The sequence below is a fragment of the Ruegeria sp. AB8 genome, from assembly GCF_056542605.1.
In genome coordinates this window covers 1-18,721 of the sequence record NZ_JBQGAB010000015.1, presented here as the reverse complement: position 1 = coordinate 18,721, position 18,721 = coordinate 1, and the positions used below count along the sequence as shown (strand labels likewise).

Here is an 18,721-nt window from a genome sequence, read left to right as displayed (position 1 = left end):
ATGTTTTACAAAATATCAGATATTTTTCATTACCTGCAATCTCTGTTGCTGCGTTTCCTGAAGGTTTCTTATCCTGACAGCCTCGCCAGTTCTGCAAGAATTCTGAATAGCTTCAATAACTTGAAGCGTTCTGAACCCTTCCCATCCAGACACAATCGGCACTGCTTCGTGCCGAGCTACTTCAACAAAGTGCCTGAGCTGATTGACCAGAGGGTCAGACGCACCCTTCTTCAGCGCGGTCGATGAAATAGGTGTCCACCAGTCCCTTTGCTCACTCTGGTAACTCCACAGGCGAAGATCGGGAACGGACAACGAACCATGAGAGCCACCTATCATGTAGCTACTCTCAGTGGTTGCAGGATAGATGGGATATTCCTGAGACGTCATCTCCCAGCTCCACGGGGCGACGATGCTGTCGGACACACTTATGGTCCCTATCGCCCCGCTTTCGAACGTCAACAGAGCACCGGCAACATCTTCGTTGTCGTAACCCCGCTGCGATGAAGCCGACTGAGCCTGAACGGTCACGACTTCTCCGGCCAGATACCGCAGCAGATCCACATCGTGGACCAGATTGACCGAGATGGGCCCTGCACCGGGTTTCTTTCTCCAGGGCGCAGCATCAAAATACTCGTCTGGCTTATAGAACCAGCAATTCGCATGGACAGCGCGCACATCTCCAATCTTCCCATCGACAATGGCTTCCTTGGCCGACCGGATCAGAGGATTGTGCCGACGATGATGTCCAACCATCAGTGGCACATTGGCCTTCTCCGCTGCTTGAACAAGCTCAAGTGCAGCAGTGGCTTCCACGGCGATCGGCTTTTCGACAAGAACAGGACAACCATGTCGAACACACGTGAGGCCTTGTTCGACATGAAGCGTGGTCGGGGTCGCAAGAACAGCTCCGTCCGGCGTCTGATTTCCAAACATTTCCTCAAGGGTCTCGTAACATGCGGCCCCGTGCTCAACGGCGTAAGCACGGCCTTCATCGCTGGGGTCGACCACCGCGACGAGATCAACATGGCGCAACGCTCGGATCGCGTCTGCGTGGCGGCGTCCAACAAGGCCAATGCCGACAATGGCAATGCGAAAGTTCTTAGACACTTTGCTTCCTTCCGGAGGGTCCGGAAAATCCCGAAACCGATGATTGCGATCGAGCTGCTTTGCCCAACTTGGCCACGACCGTATTGGGGTTTTCGCGATTCCGCAATAATGTATGATATTTTTATTTTTACCATACATCAGTTTGGATTGCTGATGTCTCTGAAAAATGCTAATTGAACGAGGAAACTGATAATATCGGGTGAAACGCATGGCGAAACAGCCGTCTACGATAGGTGCAAGCACCTATCAGCGCATCAAGCGGGACATCATCTTCGGGGAGTTGCAGCCCGGCTCCAAACTGAAGCTGGACGCCTTGAAGGAACGCTACTCGGCAAGCCTTTCGACACTTCGTGAAACGCTAAACAGGCTCGCCAGCGACGGATTTGTCGAAGCTCCTGAGCAACGGGGATTCCTGGTTACACCGGTCTCCCGTGAAGACCTGATCGAGATATCAGAGCTGCGTGTCCTGCTGGAGTGCCACGCATTGGAATTATCCATCGAGAATGGTGACACGGATTGGGAGGGGAACCTTGTCGCCGCGCATCATAAGCTGCATTTGATGGAGCAACGGCTTCTCAAAGGAGATGACTCTGAGAAAGAAACCTGGAAGAGGTACGACTCGGAGTTTCATCAAGCGATGATAGCAGCCTGCAATTCCAAGAATCTTCTATCCCTTCACTCAATCATCTATGACAAGTATCTTCGCTACCAGATGCTCGTACTGACCTATCGAGGTGAGGTAGCAGCCAAAGAACACAAACACATGTTCGATGCCGCATTGGCCAGAGACGCGGATATGGCCAAGAAGTTGTTGGAAGATCACATTCGAAATGGCCTCGAGCATACCTTGGAGGCTATGTAGGACATTCCCCATGCCGCAATTGCGACGGCCTTCAACGTAGGACAACGCGGTGAAGGCCAAATTCTTTTGATCGAATTCGCCAGTCAGTGTACCGCTACGACAATTGACCTTCCGGTTTACCGCTCGAAGGTTGCGGCACCCGTATTTTACAGAGGGTTAATGTGTGGGGTTTGTGTCCAAGACGGACCTCCGCTACCATTTATCCCTGAAATTGTGGTTGTTGATGATGTCGTTGCTTCGCGCACATCCTTTTGTCGGCTACTTGTACCATATCTGTACCATTTGATCTCACGTTCACATTTGCATCGGCAGATGCTGAATCCGATTGCGTACCGCACCTATGGTTGGGTCGATCACGGAGAATCATATCGGCAAATTGGCATAGTTCAAGCTGGCATCTACGATTGGGAGCAGGCTGTCATGAAACCTGGCAACCGATGAGTACTGGCCACTCTTTGGGCATTTCGTCAACGCAATATCTGGCCCGAATGGGCGCAACCTTACCAATTACTCCTAAACTCGTTTTTCTGGCCAAATTTAGTTAGAGTTAAACTTGACAGTTCACCGGCAAGAAAAAGACACAGAACCCACACTAAAACGGCTTGGGTCTTAAATCTGGGTAGCATGTCACGCCTTACCCCAAAACCGGTGCCCGTTTTCGACAAGTTCAGGAAGGCGAATGTTTCTGCCGGTGATGTCTTGAAGGACGATGTCCGCAGTATCACTATTAGACTAAGCTTACTTATACCAAGTCTTGTTCATTGTTATCACTCCCAGATTGGCTGCGTTCCAAGCCAAAGCAGCTCACCGAAGTAAATCAAAAGCCCGAAAGCGAGCTTGATGCCGAACCGGTTGCGAAGGTCGGCACCAATATCGACCGGCCGGTCATCAATCTTTATCGACCCCATATCACCTCCGGGGATTGTCTGATTGTCACCGGGTATCAGGACTTCTTGTCTTCGCTGTCAATTTTGATGAAGGAATTGCCCGAGCTGACGGATCTGGAAAACGACAACGATATCCGGATCCGGATATCGTTCGGGATCGACACTGCGAATCCAAAAGGCTGACCAACCCAATACCAGTCACCGAAAAAATGAAACTCTACTGGCTGGAGCGCTCCGGGCTTCAAGTGGAAGAGGATCACGATCTTATCGCGGTGCTGGCAAAACACGCCATCAAAACCGGCAAAATTGATTTACGTGTCTTCGATCCAGAGCTTGCCAAACGCAAGTTGGGGATATCTGGGGATCGGCGGCTACATTCAAAAATCGTCAGCTCACCAAAAGGTGCCGTCGCCGGATCCGCAAACTTTTCCTACTCAGGGCTCTACAGAAACATCGAGTATGCCGATGACCTGGATGCGGGCACTCATGAACTTCAGGTCGAACGCACAGAAGCCGCTGAGCAAGCCTGGAACGTGTCTGTCGATTGGATTGCCGAGGCGCTGGAGATACTCGAAAAGCTTACCGATTCCGATCCCATTGCGGAAATTGCCTTCGCGGCATGTTTGGGAAGAACCTGAACGCATTTTTTGAACTGTCACCGGCCAATACCGATCCAAATTTTGTATTTCATTCCAATACTGTTATGTATGAATTTATTTTGCGGGCGGGGGCGTAATGAACTCACTAACCAGAATAACACGCGGGATAGGCGTCGCCTTGAAGGACGGCAGGGTGAAGAGTCTTTTGGCCTTCACCTTAGGCATGATCCTTTGGGCGTCTGTTTTTTATCACTATGTAGAAGGCTGGAGTTGGCTGGATTCCATCTACTTTTCCGTAGTGACGATTTCGACCGTCGGATTCGGTGACTTCTCGCCCGAGACCGCGTTAGGTAAGATTTTTACCATGGTCTATATCATTGTCGGACTGGGTGTCTTTGTGACTGCGGCAACCACGATTGCGGACACGATCCTGTCTCAGGATGACAAAAAAGCAGACGAGTAAAACGACCGTAGCCCTGACGCTGCGCTCAAAAAACAACTGCAGTGCTGAAGCCGCAGTTCGTTTTTTCGACGCTTCATCAAACCCATACCAAGCGACGATGTTTGAAAAAATGTACATATCACGTTTTTTGAGTGTAAGGTTTGGAAAACGAGTAATGGAGGGACGGTATGGAAAAGACACAAGACGCAAGAATTGTGGATCTGGCAATTCGCTTGCTTTTTCTTGGGTTATTCCTTTACAGCGCATTGGTCATGATCGCGCCGCTGGCAAGCGTGGTGATCTGGGCGACGATACTCTGCGTCGCGCTTTATCCGGTTTTTGATTGGCTTCAGTCCAAGTTGGGCGGACGCAAGTCGCTGGCCGCAACCATTCTGGTTTTGCTGGGTCTGGTTCTGACATTGGGGCCCGTCGCAACTGCAGTATCGGGCGCAGCGGAGCTTGGAGGCGAGTTTGCGGAACAGGCGGACAGCGGTGAATTGAAAGTCCCACCGGCGCCTGAAGGTCTCAAGGAGCTGCCCCTAGTCGGGAACAAGATCGCCGAAGTCTGGGGGATGTTCGAAAGGAACCTGGACGGTGCGCTGGCCAAATATGGCACACAAATCCTGGAAGTGACCAAATCCCTCTTTGGTAAGGTTCTGGGTATCGGGATCGGGCTTTTGGGACTGGCCCTTTCGGTTTTGATCATGGGAGCCCTGTTCAGCCCCGGCCCGAACCTGGTTCAGGGCCTGCAACGATTTGCCAACCGCGTGTTTGCGCCACGCGGGGGTGAGTTCGTGACTCTGGCGGGTGCAACAATCCGAAATGTCACAAAGGGTGTCATCGGCGTGGCGGCAATTCAAGCTGTCGTCGTGTGGTTGCTGTTGGTTCTGTTTGGCATTGGTTCCGCGGCGACGCTGGCGTTTATCTGCCTGATCCTGTCCATCATTCAGATCGGGCCCGGTCTGGTGCTATTGCCCGTAGTTATTTACGCATGGAGCTCGATGTCCGGTGGTGCGGCTTTGGTCTTCACCATATTGGCCATCCCTGTCGCCATCATGGACAGCTTCCTGCGTCCGGTATTCATCTCAAAAGGTCTTGAGACACCAATGCTGGTGATCCTGATTGGGGTTCTCGGTGGCATGATGGCCTACGGCTTGATCGGCATTTTCATGGGACCGGTTCTGTTCGCTGTCTTCTACGAGCTGTTCAAGGTCTGGATCGACGCCTCACCCGAAACGGAAGACGCTGCTGAAGGAGCAGCAAAATGAGAAAAACAATATGGACGACACTTGCCGTCATTCTTGTTTTTCTTGTGTGGTATCTGGTTGCCGACCGGAAAACTCCGTTTACGGGAAATGCCAGAGTCAAGGCCGTGGCAACGCAGATCGTGCCGCAGGTCACTGGCACGGTGACCGAAGTTCTGGTCGAAAACGGTCAGGTCGTCTCAGCTGGGGACGTGCTGGTTCGGATTGACGCCAGACCATATGAAATCGATCGCGCAAAGGCAGAAGCGGATCTGGAAGCTGCAACACAGGAAGTGGGCGCTTCCTCGGCCGAGGTAAGTGCGGCGCAGGCCAAACTGGCTAGGGCGCAAAGTGACCTCGACACGATGCGCATACAGACAGAGCGGGTTTTTGCACTTGAAAAGAAAGGACTGATCGCGGTTTCAAAAGCGGATGACGCGCGAGGACAACTGGCAGAGTCAGAGGCGAATTTCGAGAACGCCAAAGCGGATCTGGAGAAGGCCAAGCAGAGGCTCGGCAGTGAGGGAGTGGAAAACCCCAAGATTCAGCGCGCACTGGCGGCATTGGCGGATGCAGAGCTTAATCTTGAATGGACCGAGCTGCGCGCGCCGGCAACAGGTGTGATCTCCAACTTGCTGATTGCGCCTGGAACATATGCGCGCTCCGGGCAGGACCTGCTGACCTTTCTGGATGCGACCGACGTCTGGATTGAGGCGTACTTTACCGAAAACAACCTTGGCAGAGCGTCTGTAGGCTCGCCTGTCGACGTGGTGCTGGACATGCATCCCGGCAAGATTGTCCCAGGTGTAATCGAAAGCTTCAGCGCAGCTGTTTCCCTGAGCGGTGGAGATGAGCCCGGCCAGTTGGCAAGCCCGCCAAGCACCAAGGGTTTTCTGCGCGAACCGGAACGGTTCCCGGTTCGGATCGTTTTGCCCGGGTATGAGGCTGGAAGCGCCGAGGACGACCTGCGTTTTCAACTCAACGGGCAGGCGGACGTGATCATGTATCTCAGCGAAAACTCGCTACTGAACGTGGTTGGCCGCACCTACATTCGTTTGGTTTCGATCCTGTCTTATGCGTACTGAGGACAGAAACTCGGTCATCCGGCTTGCATTGGGGGTAACAGGCGTCTTCTCGTTGGGCCTGTTCCTGGGTTGGCCCCTTGCGGTTGTTGGTGCCGTGTTCACGGCCTTGTTTCTTCAAGCGCCGGCCGCGTTGCCTTTGGCGGCGTTTGCAAAGCTGTTTGTCTTCTCGATCGGGTTGATGTTTCTTTCGTTTCTGCTGTCATCGGTATTCGCACCATATCCCGTCGTATTTCTGATTCTGGTTGCGATCGGAATAATCCTGTCGTTCATATGGTCGGTGTCAGGCGCAGGAGTATTGCCCGGGGTCATTGCCCTAATGGGGGCATTGATGATCCCGAACCTTGTGCTGCAATCGCAGGATTTGGCCTTGGTGCTGGTGTTCTGGATCCCGCTGAACCTTCTGTTTGCGGGGTTCGTATCCACACTGATGTTTGTTCTGATCCCCGCCGAACCCCCAACGCCTGCTGAAAAAAAAGCAGCGTCATCGCCTGAATTTGACCCGCATCGTCGGATCGTCAGGATGTCGCTTGTCACGGTTCCGTTTGCTTTGGCGTTTTTCGTGTCCGGCGCGTCGGCGTTGTTGGTGTTGTTCTTTGTGGCGCTTCTCAGTCAGCAACTGGCTGCGATGCCCGCAGCGGGGAAGACCGTTGCCAAGGCTATGCTGACAGCAAACCTGCTTGGAGCGGCGGTGTCGATCATCTGCTATGAAATCAACGTGATCGCCCCGGTCATTCTGACGCCTATACTGCTCTGTCTGTTCTTTTGTCTGACACTTGGGGCGCTCGGCAAATCTCAGGTTCCACTGGCTGCCGCTGCCGGGTCTGCAATAACAACAGCATTGATTGTGTATGGCGGGTCGATTGCACCGTTTTCCGACGAGGCCGACGTCAAAAGCATCACGCGTGTTCTGCAAGTCGCCAGCGCTGCGTTCTTTGTGATCATAGCCTACGTCGTGGTCGACGAATTCTGGCCGGAAAAGCAACGCCAGACCAGTCAGAACAACGCGGCCTGACGGGAACAGACGTCGCGGCCAATAACAAGCCGCGTAGATGGCCGCTTAGCGGATGGCGAAAAACAACCAGTGTTGAATGCATCTGAATCCCGCCTGACAGCCAATATGCTTCGTACCTCCGCACCGCGCTAAACGCGGTACAGGGCAAGCCAAATCAAAAAACCGATATAGGCGAAAACTGTTACATTCAGCACCGTATCGACGATTGATCCCGTCATTTCGTGACCTCCTTCATCAGCGACTTGAGAAGGCAAATAACAAGGACAGGCACAATAAAGACAAACGCGATGGCTGACAGCGCGATAATGGATCGAACGAGCGCCACGTCGTTCACAAAGATCATCGCCAGCCCCAGGCCGCCCAGTACCGCGCCCCAGATGGTACGCACACCAGGGGAAGGGTTTTCATCTCCGCCCGTTCCAATCATTGCAAGCGTGAATCCGGCGCTGACAACACTGGTGACCACAAACAGGAACGCGGCCGCGATTGTTGCGATCTGTGTCACGTATTGCAGAGGAAACTCTTGCAACAAAGCAAATGTCGTCGCATCGAGGCTTTCGGCGTTCACCTCCAGAAGATGGCCGCTTCCATCCAGAACGTCAAAGATACCAATCCCGCCGAAAACGCCAAACCAGAAGATCGAGAACAAAGTCGGCGCGATGATGACGCCGGTCAGAAACTCGCGGATCGTGCGGCCGCGCGAAATTCTTGCAATGAAAATCCCGACAAACGGGGACCATGCAAGCCACCAGATCATGTAGTTCAGCGTCCAGTCCTGAAACCATGTGGAAACGGTTTCGTCGAAAAACTCGGTTGTCGAAAACCCGGCGGGTATGACGTGGAAAACGTACCGGCCAAAACCGGAAACGATGGAATTCATCGCGAAGGACGTGGGACCAACAAGCAGCAAATAAACCAGCAGGGCAATTGCGATACTCATGGCCAGATTGGACAGCCTGGACATCCCCTCACCCAGATCGCGCCGAAGTGGGATAAGAAATGCAATGCACATGACGACAAAGATAATCGCGGTCAGCGAATACGAGTTTGGTATTCCCAGGACCCCTGCCAATCCCGTTTGAATCTGGAACACCCCCATCGCCAATGAGCCTGCCAGCCCGACGGCGATGGCAACAACCGACAAGAAATCGAAAACCCACGCCAACGCCCGGGTCCAGGCTTTGTCCCCGTAAACGTCCAGCAACGGTGCACTCAATAGCAAGGAGCGCTCACGCCGAAATGCAAAATACGCAATAATCAGCCCGACGACGCCATAGATCGCCCAGGCATGAAAACCCCAGTTCAAATAGGTGACAAATATGGCCAGGCTGGCCGCTTCCGGGTCGGCGCTGAAGTTGCGAATAACCGAAAAGTGCGTGAGAGGCTCTGACGCGCCAAAGAACAGCAGTCCAACGCCCATACCCGCCGCAAACAGCATTGCTATCCAGGCGACAGTGGAAAACTCGGGCTCTGATCCTTCGGGACCAATTCGTATCGAACCGAACCTGGACAGCGCGAGATAGATCGACAGCAACAAAAGTGCACTGGCTTCCAGCATAATGAACCAGCCCCGGCTTTCGAATTGAATCGAAACAACTGTGGAAGAAACGGATCCCAGGCCCTGTGGATCGACAATGCCCCAGATGGCAATGCCGCTGCTGACCAGAAGTGCCGATACCAATAGCGCGTTAACTTTCATCGCTCGCCAATCTGAAGAAGTGCGTCTGCCTTGGCACCGTAGTCACAAAATACCGTCACACAAAGTCGCAAACGTGGATTGCCACGAGAAGCCGATGCTTATCCTGCCCTCGCAGTGGCCGTTTTCGTCCGCCCCCTGCCGCATCGTGGCTGATCACGGCTTGGTCCGCACAGAAATCGATCAAAGAACCGATGGACGGACGTGTCGAACCCGAATTGTGCAAACAATACTTTTCAAAAAATCACTATAAGTGAATATAATGCCCTAATATAGCATTGAACGGCGTGAACGGGGGAAGTCGGCGGTGTTTGATATATTGGCGCATACTGTCAATGAGACAGGCCAAGGTGATCTGATTGTTCAAAACACCACGATGCCTGCGATAATCAGCGGCTCGACCATTTCTTTCGACGGTGGGCAGACGTTCCAAGCCTACACGTATCTCGGTCAGGGCAACTATCGCGGCACCGGTGAGTCCGGCGAATTCATCAGAGTTGGCGGACAGGTCTATGCCTATAACACCACGAATCCCACCGGCCCGATGCAGACGGGCAACTGGAAAATTACAGAAGGCGACCTCGATCCCAGCAATCCTCCCTGCTTTGTTGGCGGAACATTGATCCAGACACCGCAAGGCGAGGTTCTGGTCGAACAGCTTCAAGCAGGAGACTTGGTTACCACGGCATCAGGCGGACACATGCCAATTCTTTGGATAGGCGGCCGACAGGTCGTGCCCTCGATGCTGCTTCGCAATCCGTCATTGCAACCGTTGAGAATAGACGCAGGCGTCCTTGGGAACGACCGGCCCCTGGTGATTTCCCAGCAACACAGATTGTTGGTTTCGGGCTACAAAGCGGAACTTCTTTTTGGTGAGCGAGAGGTCCTGATGCCCGCCAAGGCGCTTGTTGGATTTCCGGGTGTCACATTGGATTACTCCCGTACAACGTTCACCTACTACCACCTGTTGCTGGAAACACACGAGGTGGTCTTCGCAAATGGAGTTCCATCGGAAAGCCTGTTTCTTGGTGACCAGCTTGGGCGCAGTGAAACCGATGAAATCAAACTCCTGTTTCCGGATTTGTTCTGCGAGTTAAGAACTGTCAGAGCAGCAAAACCCATGGTTTCTCGTCGCGAAGCAATGGTGATGTTTGCCTGATCAATATTGCGCAAACTGGAAAGTCCGGCTTTGTTCCACCTACGATCTCAGAGACATCTGTAATGTACGGGAAACAGGTATTCGCCGCGAAAGAGTGACGGAATATATTGCCCGCAAATCTAGCTTCTTTTTCAAAGCTGGATGCGCCGTCCACATATTGCAGCCAACATATTCAGAAGCCACTTACGCGTTCTATGAGCCAATACATCGACACTGAGCCGATGCCATAAGCGGTAACAGTTGTCGCTGTTTGACCAATCGGAACCGCTATGAATCGCCCCGCCGCTATTAGAAGAGCCAAAGCGCCAATGAAACTGAGCTGGCCTGCCTCGACGCCGACATTGAAGGCAAGCAACGCCGCCGGAATATCGCTTGAGGGCAGTCCGATCTCGGCCAAAGCCCCAGCAAAGCCAAGGCCGTGCAAAAGCCCAAATCCGAAACATACGATCCAGGGTTGCTGTTTTGACAACCGGAACCGACCTTCGCCGCCCTTCACAATCTCCATGGCGAGGAAAACGATTGAAAGCGCGATTACAGCCTCGACTGGCGGACCGGGGACATTCAGGACACCGAAGGTTGCAAGCGCCAGAGTTATGGAGTGCGCAAGTGTAAAAGCCGTTACAGCGCCAACCAGCCTCCACGGGTCACGAACCAGAATGAACAGCGCGAAGACAAACAGCAGGTGATCCCAACCTTCCAGTATGTGTTCAAACCCCAACAGGAAATACGCGGAAAAGACTGACCACGTCGTCTGTTCGGAAGGTATTTTCTGGATGGCGGCATCAGGAGTGAAACGAAGGGTCGTCGGCTCGGCTTGCAGAGGGTGCAAACGCACCAATACGTCGTTCTTTTGAGTCTCTAGCCCCTCAATCGCAATGGGTTGGCCAGTGATACCTGCGCCGCACTCGACAACCCATGAAGATACCCAGGCTCTGCCGTCTGAAACCGGGTCCGGGCCCCGCGCCGGGGCGCAGCCATCCGGTAGGACAGCATCAATCGCCATCGGTCGACCGTTCACATCCGGCTTTCGCCAATGAACGCTCCACGTGTCTGAAGCGATTTGGCGAATTTCCAGATAACCCGGATCAAGCGCATGTGCGGTAGCCTTACCTGCCGACGAGGTAAACAGCAGAGCAAAAACAAGACAGACAACTGCTCTCATTTGGCCGGGCCTGAAAGGTCGGGAGCTACAATTTCGTAGTTTCGGGCAAGAGCCTCATATTGCGCCTGCGCCAGATCTTCGCTCGCAGCGCGACGCCAATCCCGCAGTACCACACCGTGGATTTCTGCCAACGAAGGCAGTTGGCTGGGTTCGATGGCGACAACCTTGACCAGATGTACCCCATATCCCGACCGGATCGGTCCGGTCCATTCACCCACGTCCAGCGTTGTCAGACCTTCGGAAAATCCATTTCCAAACACCGAGTCGATGACTCTTGTCGCGGTCATGGGCATTGAAGCGGGCAGCAATGTCGAGCCTCCAAGGCCATCAGGCTCTTGCTGGGCCCGCAGCGCGGTCAGTGCCTGCTCGATTTCTGCGTCGCCTGGCTTTTCACCCAGAAAAACCTGAGTGAAGGCCGATTTGGCAGATGTTGCGTAGCGTTCAGAGTTCTCCTGCAGAAAAGCCTCTAATTCTTCGTCATCCGGAACAACTGATGTGGCGATCGCTTCAGACAGAAAATCCATCTTTTGGCTCAGCCGGGACCTGATGACGGTATCGCCGCGATCAAGGCCAAGCTTTCTCGCTTCTCTGACCAGTACCTCTTCGCGAATTGATGCATCGACCAAGGCTTGCAACTCAGCGTCGCTTGGTCTGCGTTTCCACCTAGCTTCAAACTGAGCTGACAGCAGCGCAACATCGTTTTCGTCGATTGCTATCGTATCAATGTCTTCAACAGCCTCTGCTTCCGGCGCAACCAAATGGAACCAAACGAAAATCGCCGCTCCAATCAAGAAGAAATGGAACAGAGGTTCTTTCAATAATCGCATGAAGGCTCCTGCAAGAAAAACACGATCCGGTTCTATGTATCGATGCTGGCATCACCCGGTTGGGTTTTGCAAGAAACGAACACCCTGTGTGTTTCAGAAAGTTGGTGACAGCACCGGGGCAGAGGTACCTGCCCCGGCTTCCAATTCTGTCCCCAGATTGGATCACTCTTCCGGCGTGTACCAGATCGGAGAGGAATACGCGCGCTCCTGATGCGTCAGAACCGCGTCTTCCGGCAATTCGGCACCGAACCTCAGCTTGTCGTACAGCACCCAGCGTGGTGTAGGGATTTCGATGGCGCGCACGTAGTAAAAGGCCCGCGCATTCGGATCGAAATCAGGATCAGACCAAACCGTAACCAGTTCGGCGGTTCCGATTGTGTTAGTCCAGCTTGCGGTGTCTACATCCACGGTGTTTCCAACCGCGGGAACCTTGCCGTTTTCATCAGCAACACGATCACCCGACCACGCCACATCGTAGACCTTTTCCTGCAAGGCTCCGTCGGAATCGAGCCATCCCTTTACCACTTGCACGCGGTCCAGATTGGCACCAACCGGGTCGCGCAGCGCAGCGATCAGGAATGCGGGCGCACCATCTCCTTCGCGGGGGCGCAGGTCCGAACCCATCGGGACCCCTTTGGTATAGCCGACATCTGCAAGGAAACGGGTTTCAACGTCCGCGTCATTGAAATCCCATCCGCCAAAGAACCGCAGGCCGATCCGGGGACCGGTTGTTGCATAAGTCTCGCGCCGCTTGAACGCATCAAAGATCGCAGCGCGTGTGTTTTCGGTCGCCCAAACGGCCGTGTAGCCGGAAGCGACCAGAAGATCGCCGGGAATTTCACCCAAATCATTGGCAATGAAAGGATGTTTGATCCGCGTGGCCGAAGGTTCAACACTGACAGATTTTCCAAAGAAGTTGTCTTCTTCGGCAGTGGCCAGAGACGTGTGGCTGTCCGTCGCGCCGCCCATACCGAACTTATAGGGGTTAACGCCGAACTTTTCTTCCAGCAACAGACCGCGCTTCAGTGCTTCTCGGGCGTATTCACCGGCCAGCATGTCATCGGTCTTCAGCTCGGTGATATCCAGATTGCCTACATCCCAGTTTTCGTAGTCTGCAAATTCGTCATCCGGGCTCAGGAATGGATGCGCTTCGCCGTCACCCTTGATCTGCGTGACTTCGTAGTGGGGTTCCCATTTCGCACGGGCCGCCACGTATTCCTCATCGACCTTACCGCCGTGATATGTATCTTCGGTCGGGAACATCCACCCGTTTGACAGGTTGCCGTTATGGGCAAAGGCAACAGCACGCCCCCCGGTTTTTTCCTGATACTCTTCAAGCCACGCGTAAAGCGCCTTTGGATCCGTATCGCCGTAAGGCGGCTGCGTCACCGGGGGCACCATCTGAAGCGCTCTGATCGGCCCATCGCGCAGCATGACGTTTCGATGCAAATTGAAACCCTTCGGTACCGAGGTCCACTCGAACCCGATGAAAGCGGTAAAGTCGCCGGGGTCGTTATGCCGCTCGGCCGCCAGTACAATATTCTCCCAGGTGAAGGCGAAAGCGTCGGCACCCGGGCTGTAGGACTCGAGAAGAACTTCCGGCAACGTCATTTGCGAGAAGTTGGTAATAATGTCGAACGCCGTTTTCCCGGCCTCTTCACCGCCGGCTTTGTAACCCTCGTACCATTCCAGACCTTTTGGATCGGCAAGAACACCGGGCTTGCCAGCTTGCAGATCCGGGGCAAATCCCATCAGGTCCGTGTGATCCGTCAGAACCATCCAATCCAACGGCCGGGCCAGCCGGACAGGTTGGCCGGTGGAAGAAATGACCTGCTCACCCTTGGCGAAACGCCATGCATCGTCCGGCAGCAGGGTATTCCCGAAGGCGCCCGCATCCAAGGAAAGCCCCGTGTGAAGGTGCGTGTCCCCCCAAAGCGGGCGTTCGGGAAAAGTCCGGTTGGCATATGGAGAAAACGGTCGGTCCGAGAACAAGTCTTCGGCCGCCTCTTTGCTTGGCACGGCGTCAGAAAGAGCAATTGTCGGCGCAAATACCAATGAGAAAAAACACGCGGATATCCGAAACATAGTGACCTCCCAAATCAACTATACCAACAGAATGGAGGAACTTTTCGCAGCTCCTTAATATTCGATTTTGTTTATATCACAGCGTGTCGATTTCCGTGAAGAATTTTCCGGACCACGATTTTCGTGGTGCTGGAAAGGCAACCGATCCGTTTCCAATTCGAAGTTTCCACCTGCGAACGTTTTACGGTTTTCGCCCAAGCTCGTGACCAGGAACCAGTGCTTTCGGAACTCAGGCGCGCAACCGCTTGTTCTCTGGGTCATAGACGTGGTGGTTGTGACGAACGGCAGATCGAAGTGCGCCAAAAGCTTGAACGTGGCAGCTTTGGCCAATGTCCAGAGTTCCCGTTTCCACATAACCCAGCGCGATAAGACGACCGCTTCGGAACCCCATCGACACGGATGTGAGGTAACCGATTACTCGGTCGCCCAGGATAATGGGATCAGACGGCAACGGATCCGGGCCAGGGTCCGTAAATTCAAGTCCGATGAATTGCCAGGCTGGCACCTCGCGCTTTTGCTGCTTGACAGCTTCGCGCCCTGTGAACGGCCCCTTGTTCAGGTTGGCAAAGCTCGCCAGCCCCGCGTCAAAGAGTGTGTATTCGGTGCCAAAATCAGCAGCCCAGCCGTGATATCCCTTTTCAACCCGCATTGCGTTCAGCGCGTAGGAGCCGAAATTTCGAATACCTTGGTTTTGCCCGGCCTCCCAAATGGCCTGGTAAAGCGTTGTCAGATGCTCGGAAGGGACATGAAGCTCCCAACCCAATTCGCCTACGTAACTCACCCTGAGGGCGGTGACTGGTACGTCGGCGATCGTCGTCTCGGTAACGCTCATCCAGGGCCGGGTCAGGTCGCCGTCTGTCAAAGGCTCAAGAAGCGCACGGGATTTCGGCCCCATGACCAGAAGCGCGCCATCCCGTTCGTAGGGCCAGGTGAGCGTGGCATCGGCGTCGCCTATCTGTCCCGCGATCCAGTCGTAGTCACGGTCCACGGCAAGTGTCGGACCGCAAATTAGAAAGCGGTCATCGGCCAGCCGGGCGATCGTTGCCTCGGACCAGATCTTTCCGTTTGGTGTCAGCATGTAAGACAGGCGCACCCGTCCAACGTCCGGCAGGGAACTACAGAAGACCCTGTTCAAAACCGCGGCCGCATCCGGACCTTCGAGCGTGAATTTGGTAAAGCCGCCATGATCCATGAGACCGACCGCATCCCGAACGGCCTCGCATTCCTTGCGGACCGGCTCATTCCATGCTTCTTCGCCAAAGCTTAGATCATGAGCCTCTGAACCAGGTGCCGGATCAAACCAGAAGGCACGTTCCCAACCGCCGATCTGCCCCATGACCGCGCCCTGTGAAACCAGATGGTCGTAAAGCGGAGACTGCCTGACGGGTCGCCCTGAGGTCAGAATGCGGTGGGGGTAAGGGATCGCATATTGCAGATCGTAATGCTCCGAAGCCCGGCGCGCCGCATAATCCCCGCATGCCCAGTCGCCAAAGCGTCGCGGATCCCAAGCGCTCAGATCCCATTCGGTTTCGCCTGTGGTCAACCATTCGGCCATTGCCTTGCCAATCGCGGCAGAATGCGTGATTCCGATCTGAACACCGGTCGCTTGGAAGAAATTTCGTACGCCACTTGCCGGGCCGACAAGCGGCAGAGCATCCGGCGCATAAGGAATGGGGCCATTCACGAAACGTTGTGCTCCGGCTTGTTCCAGCAGCGGGACATGGCTGCATGCAGCCTCGAACACCGCCATCATCCCGTCGACATCGTCAGCAAAAAGCTGATGGTCAAAATCCCCGGGAACACCATCCATCCAGACAGGTCGACCTTCATGCGCGTAAGAACCCAGCAGGAACGCGTTCCGTTCCCGGCGCAGGTAGAACCTTAGATCCGGGTCCCGGATCAGCGGGAAAAGATCACTGTCCGCGTCCAGCTCAGGCAAAGCGCTCGTAACCATGTATTGGTGTTCCAGGGTCACGACCGGCAGTTTCATTCCGGCAAGCGCGGCGATCTGCGCGCCGCTAGACCCCGCCGCATTGATTACGGTTTCCGCAATCAGGCTGCCAGCCGATGTTTCGACCTCCCAGTCTCCGCTGCTGCGCTGTCTGAGGCCGGTGACTTTGGTATAGCGGCGCACCTCGGCTCCCATGTCCCGCGCGTGTTTGGCCAAGGCCTGCGTCAACTGGCTGGGATCAATATCACCTTCATAGGGGTCCAGAATGCCGCCCAGAACGTCATTCCCCGCCTTCCAGTAAGGGTGCATCTTCTCAATGTCCGACGGTTCCAGCATCGAAAGCTCGAACCCCGCGGATCGCGACACGCCACACAAATGCTGAAACAGCTGCATCCGCTCTGGCGTGTGTGCGGGCCAGATTGCCTTGGTGTGGCGGTAGGTAATCGGTGCATCCGGGTGGGTTGCAAGTTCCTTGTAAAGACGCCAGGCGTAGTTGCCCGCGCGCATCCCCAGCCACGAGTTGGCGTAAGTGGGAATGTTGCCTGCCGCATGCCAGGTCGAGCCAGCCGTCAGCTCATTTTTCTCGAGCAGCAGCGCATCGGTAATGCCCGCCTTGGCAAGGTGGTAAAGGATAGCCGCCCCTACGGCACCGCCACCGATGACGGCGACCTGCACGTGATCCTGCATTCAGTGTTTCTCCAGCAATGTGCCGTAGCCCGGGATCACATCCTTGATGCCGATGGCGCGAAGCGCTTGCCAATACACGGCCGCATTGCATGCAACGATCGGTTTTTCATAGCGCGCTTCCAGTTCCGCGATCAGTGAGATCACAGGCAACGCGGTGCCAACCTGAAGGATGACATCGCAGTCCGATGCAGCCACCTGAGAGAAGACGGCGCGAATATCGTCAAGCGGTGTTTCGCAAATCTCGGGGAGTGTCGGCGCCGCGGTTCCTTTGATCGCGGCAACCTCAAATCCGGCGGCCTCGGTATTGGCTTTTACAACCGCATCCACTTCTGCGCTGAACGGGGTGACAACTCCGACCCGCACCGCCCCAAGTGCGCGAAGCGCCGCGTAGTTGGCCTGCGAAGCGCCCAGCAAACGCACGCCCACCTGGTCAGAGACTTCCGAGCACCGGGCCGCCAGCTTGTCCGGCCCACCCGCCCCTGCATCCGTTGTCAGCCCCACGGCAATTACCCCGGGGTTACAATCCATCAGCTTGGCCGCTTCTTCAGGCAGATCATCCGACACAGCGTCCCCACCAAGGCGAAAGCGCTGCATCTGGTTGGTCACACCGTTCGGCCGCAAAAGCTCCAGCTCCGGCTGCACGACGGTATTCATCGCCGGTGTCATCACGCCGACAATGGCGCGGGGCGCGAGCGTGTCATTCATGCTGGTTCTCCCTGAGATATCGGTTCAAACCTTCCATGCCACCAATGTAGATTGCGTCACCCACGATACTGTCCATCTCGTTTGCGACATCAGGCGCACAGTTAAATCGGCTTTCCCAAATGCCCAGGGTCTGATCGGTATGTGATATCGGGATAAATCGATGCGTCGAAACGTATCCTTCGACGGGAAGCGGACTTTCGAGAATGTCGTAGGTATAGAAGTGGTCGATGTCGGAATGCGCAAGCAGGGTCTCGCGAAACACCGTCCCGTCGCGAATTTGCAGGCTGCGAATTGACCCGGTCGTGGTCGGCGCTCCATTTTCCAAAGTGGCCTTATCCACTGCGGGGTTCCAGGCTGCTAACCCGTCAAAGTTTCGGACGGCCTGCCAGACCCGATCGATATTTGCATCTATGATCATACTGCGAAAAACGTGCATCTTTTCCCTTTCAGTGACCCAAGCGAGTGGTAAATCGCGTGAATATCCTTTGTGTCGTTCAACGGAGATGTGAGGGCGCGATCCCATATTGATTGTGCACCAACTTCGCGCCAATCGTCCACGCTCGGGCGGTCTGCGAGGCGACGACAACAGCCGTGGATCTGGACACTCATGGGCCTTACGCCTCGCGCGAGGATCATGTGACACTTACCTTGGTCGACTGATTGCTGGTCCGAAAGCGCTGCGTCGAGCGCGCATCGGGCCGATGTCCGTTAGATGGATCCAATAGCCCACTCCGCTTGCCCGAGGTCAGTCCGACCCCTCGGGACTCTCTGCCCTTATTCGGGAAGGTATTTGTCGGACCACTGCGTTGCCGCTGCCCCGGTCTTGATCATGTGGTCAACTGCATCTTCGGCCAACCCGGTCCGCGCCAGGATTTCGCGCGTGTGGGCCCCATATTTTGGCATGTGCGAAGGCACGGTGATACGGCCCTTTTCCGGGCGCACCGCATTTGGCGCCACCAGATCAGTCCAGCGGCCCATCGGATGCCGGTCGTGGCGGATCACGCGGAATGTCGCCTGTGACAGATCAACCTCTCCACCTCTTTCCGGTTGCAGGGCGGCATCGCGGGTCTCGTGCAGCGACCCTAATGGAACAACGGCGCTGGACGAAGCGGCGAATGCTTGTGTGGATGGCTCCTTCCTAGCAAGACATTTTTGATCTGATTTGCGCATTTGTCAGAAGCAGTCATGTGTCCGGCCTGTCTGCGCGGTTT

At 54.9% G+C, this 18,721-nt stretch carries 17 protein-coding genes; 8 read left to right on the top strand and 9 right to left on the bottom strand.

Annotation, left to right across the window (positions count from 1 at the left end; genetic code table 11):
* Positions 1-15: 15 nt before the first annotated feature.
* On the bottom strand, positions 16-1,317 hold the full coding sequence (locus ACR0CG_RS15720) for a Gfo/Idh/MocA family protein (protein ID WP_480526119.1): 1,302 nt from the start codon (positions 1,315-1,317) through the stop codon (positions 16-18).
* Here ACR0CG_RS15720 and ACR0CG_RS15715 point away from each other — a divergent pair.
* The 7 genes from ACR0CG_RS15715 (at position 1,316) to ACR0CG_RS15685 (ending at position 7,238) form a co-directional block, all read left to right on the top strand.
* Positions 1,316-1,969 carry a GntR family transcriptional regulator gene (locus ACR0CG_RS15715; RefSeq protein ID WP_321250817.1) on the top strand — a complete coding sequence of 218 codons (654 nt, stop codon included), beginning with the start codon at positions 1,316-1,318 and terminating at the stop codon, positions 1,967-1,969. The two genes, ACR0CG_RS15720 and ACR0CG_RS15715, sit on opposite strands and share 2 nt — an antisense overlap.
* Before the next feature lie 761 nt (positions 1,970-2,730).
* The gene (locus tag ACR0CG_RS15710; RefSeq protein ID WP_480526117.1) at positions 2,731-3,039 is read left to right on the top strand and encodes a hypothetical protein; all 309 of its coding nucleotides are present in this window, start codon (positions 2,731-2,733) and stop codon (positions 3,037-3,039) included.
* A 26-nt stretch (positions 3,040-3,065) separates the two neighbouring features.
* The gene (locus ACR0CG_RS15705) at positions 3,066-3,494 is read left to right on the top strand and encodes a phospholipase D family protein (RefSeq protein WP_480526116.1); all 429 of its coding nucleotides are present in this window, start codon (positions 3,066-3,068) and stop codon (positions 3,492-3,494) included.
* Between the two features lie 154 nt (positions 3,495-3,648).
* On the top strand, positions 3,649-3,918 hold the full coding sequence (locus tag ACR0CG_RS15700) for a potassium channel family protein (protein WP_480526114.1): 270 nt from the start codon (positions 3,649-3,651) through the stop codon (positions 3,916-3,918).
* Between the two features lie 167 nt (positions 3,919-4,085).
* Positions 4,086-5,165: an AI-2E family transporter gene (locus ACR0CG_RS15695; protein ID WP_170612210.1), complete on the top strand. Its 1,080-nt coding sequence runs from the start codon at positions 4,086-4,088 to the stop codon at positions 5,163-5,165.
* Positions 5,162-6,226, top strand: coding sequence for an HlyD family secretion protein (locus ACR0CG_RS15690; protein ID WP_170612212.1), 1,065 nt, complete (start codon positions 5,162-5,164; stop codon positions 6,224-6,226). Before ACR0CG_RS15695 ends, ACR0CG_RS15690 begins: the two co-directional genes overlap by 4 nt.
* Positions 6,216-7,238 carry a DUF2955 domain-containing protein gene (locus ACR0CG_RS15685; protein WP_170805883.1) on the top strand — a complete coding sequence of 341 codons (1,023 nt, stop codon included), beginning with the start codon at positions 6,216-6,218 and terminating at the stop codon, positions 7,236-7,238. The genes ACR0CG_RS15690 and ACR0CG_RS15685 overlap by 11 nt, the downstream gene beginning before the upstream one ends.
* Positions 7,239-7,452: 214 nt before the next feature.
* On the opposite strand, the gene ACR0CG_RS15680 is transcribed toward ACR0CG_RS15685, so the two are convergent.
* Positions 7,453-8,937 carry a BCCT family transporter gene (locus ACR0CG_RS15680; protein ID WP_480526111.1) on the bottom strand — a complete coding sequence of 495 codons (1,485 nt, stop codon included), beginning with the start codon at positions 8,935-8,937 and terminating at the stop codon, positions 7,453-7,455.
* 304 nt (positions 8,938-9,241) lie between these two features.
* Between ACR0CG_RS15680 and ACR0CG_RS15675 the strand changes: the two genes are divergently transcribed.
* Positions 9,242-10,093, top strand: a complete 852-nt coding sequence (locus tag ACR0CG_RS15675) for a Hint domain-containing protein (RefSeq protein WP_480526109.1) — start codon at positions 9,242-9,244, stop codon at positions 10,091-10,093.
* A 172-nt stretch (positions 10,094-10,265) separates the two neighbouring features.
* Here ACR0CG_RS15675 and ACR0CG_RS15670 read toward each other — a convergent pair whose 3' ends face one another.
* The 7 genes from ACR0CG_RS15670 to ACR0CG_RS15640 all read right to left on the bottom strand — a co-directional run bounded on the left by ACR0CG_RS15670 (position 10,266) and on the right by ACR0CG_RS15640 (position 18,680).
* Positions 10,266-11,255 carry a HupE/UreJ family protein gene (locus tag ACR0CG_RS15670; RefSeq protein WP_480526107.1) on the bottom strand — a complete coding sequence of 330 codons (990 nt, stop codon included), beginning with the start codon at positions 11,253-11,255 and terminating at the stop codon, positions 10,266-10,268.
* Positions 11,252-12,082: a peptidyl-prolyl cis-trans isomerase gene (locus tag ACR0CG_RS15665; RefSeq protein WP_480526105.1), complete on the bottom strand. Its 831-nt coding sequence runs from the start codon at positions 12,080-12,082 to the stop codon at positions 11,252-11,254. The genes ACR0CG_RS15670 and ACR0CG_RS15665 overlap by 4 nt, the downstream gene beginning before the upstream one ends.
* Before the next feature lie 162 nt (positions 12,083-12,244).
* Complete coding sequence (locus tag ACR0CG_RS15660; protein ID WP_480526103.1) at positions 12,245-14,167, bottom strand: DUF3604 domain-containing protein; 1,923 nt, start codon at positions 14,165-14,167, stop codon at positions 12,245-12,247.
* A 229-nt stretch (positions 14,168-14,396) separates the two neighbouring features.
* Positions 14,397-16,805 carry a GcvT family protein gene (locus tag ACR0CG_RS15655; RefSeq protein WP_480526101.1) on the bottom strand — a complete coding sequence of 803 codons (2,409 nt, stop codon included), beginning with the start codon at positions 16,803-16,805 and terminating at the stop codon, positions 14,397-14,399.
* Positions 16,806-17,510: a maleate cis-trans isomerase family protein gene (locus ACR0CG_RS15650; protein ID WP_480526099.1), complete on the bottom strand. Its 705-nt coding sequence runs from the start codon at positions 17,508-17,510 to the stop codon at positions 16,806-16,808. It abuts the gene before it with no gap.
* On the bottom strand, positions 17,503-17,928 hold the full coding sequence (locus ACR0CG_RS15645) for an SRPBCC family protein (protein ID WP_480526097.1): 426 nt from the start codon (positions 17,926-17,928) through the stop codon (positions 17,503-17,505). Before ACR0CG_RS15645 ends, ACR0CG_RS15650 begins: the two co-directional genes overlap by 8 nt.
* A 356-nt stretch (positions 17,929-18,284) precedes the next feature.
* Entirely contained in the window at positions 18,285-18,680 is a 396-nt protein-coding gene (locus tag ACR0CG_RS15640; protein WP_480526096.1) for a hypothetical protein, read from the bottom strand.
* Positions 18,681-18,721: the final 41 nt, after the last annotated feature.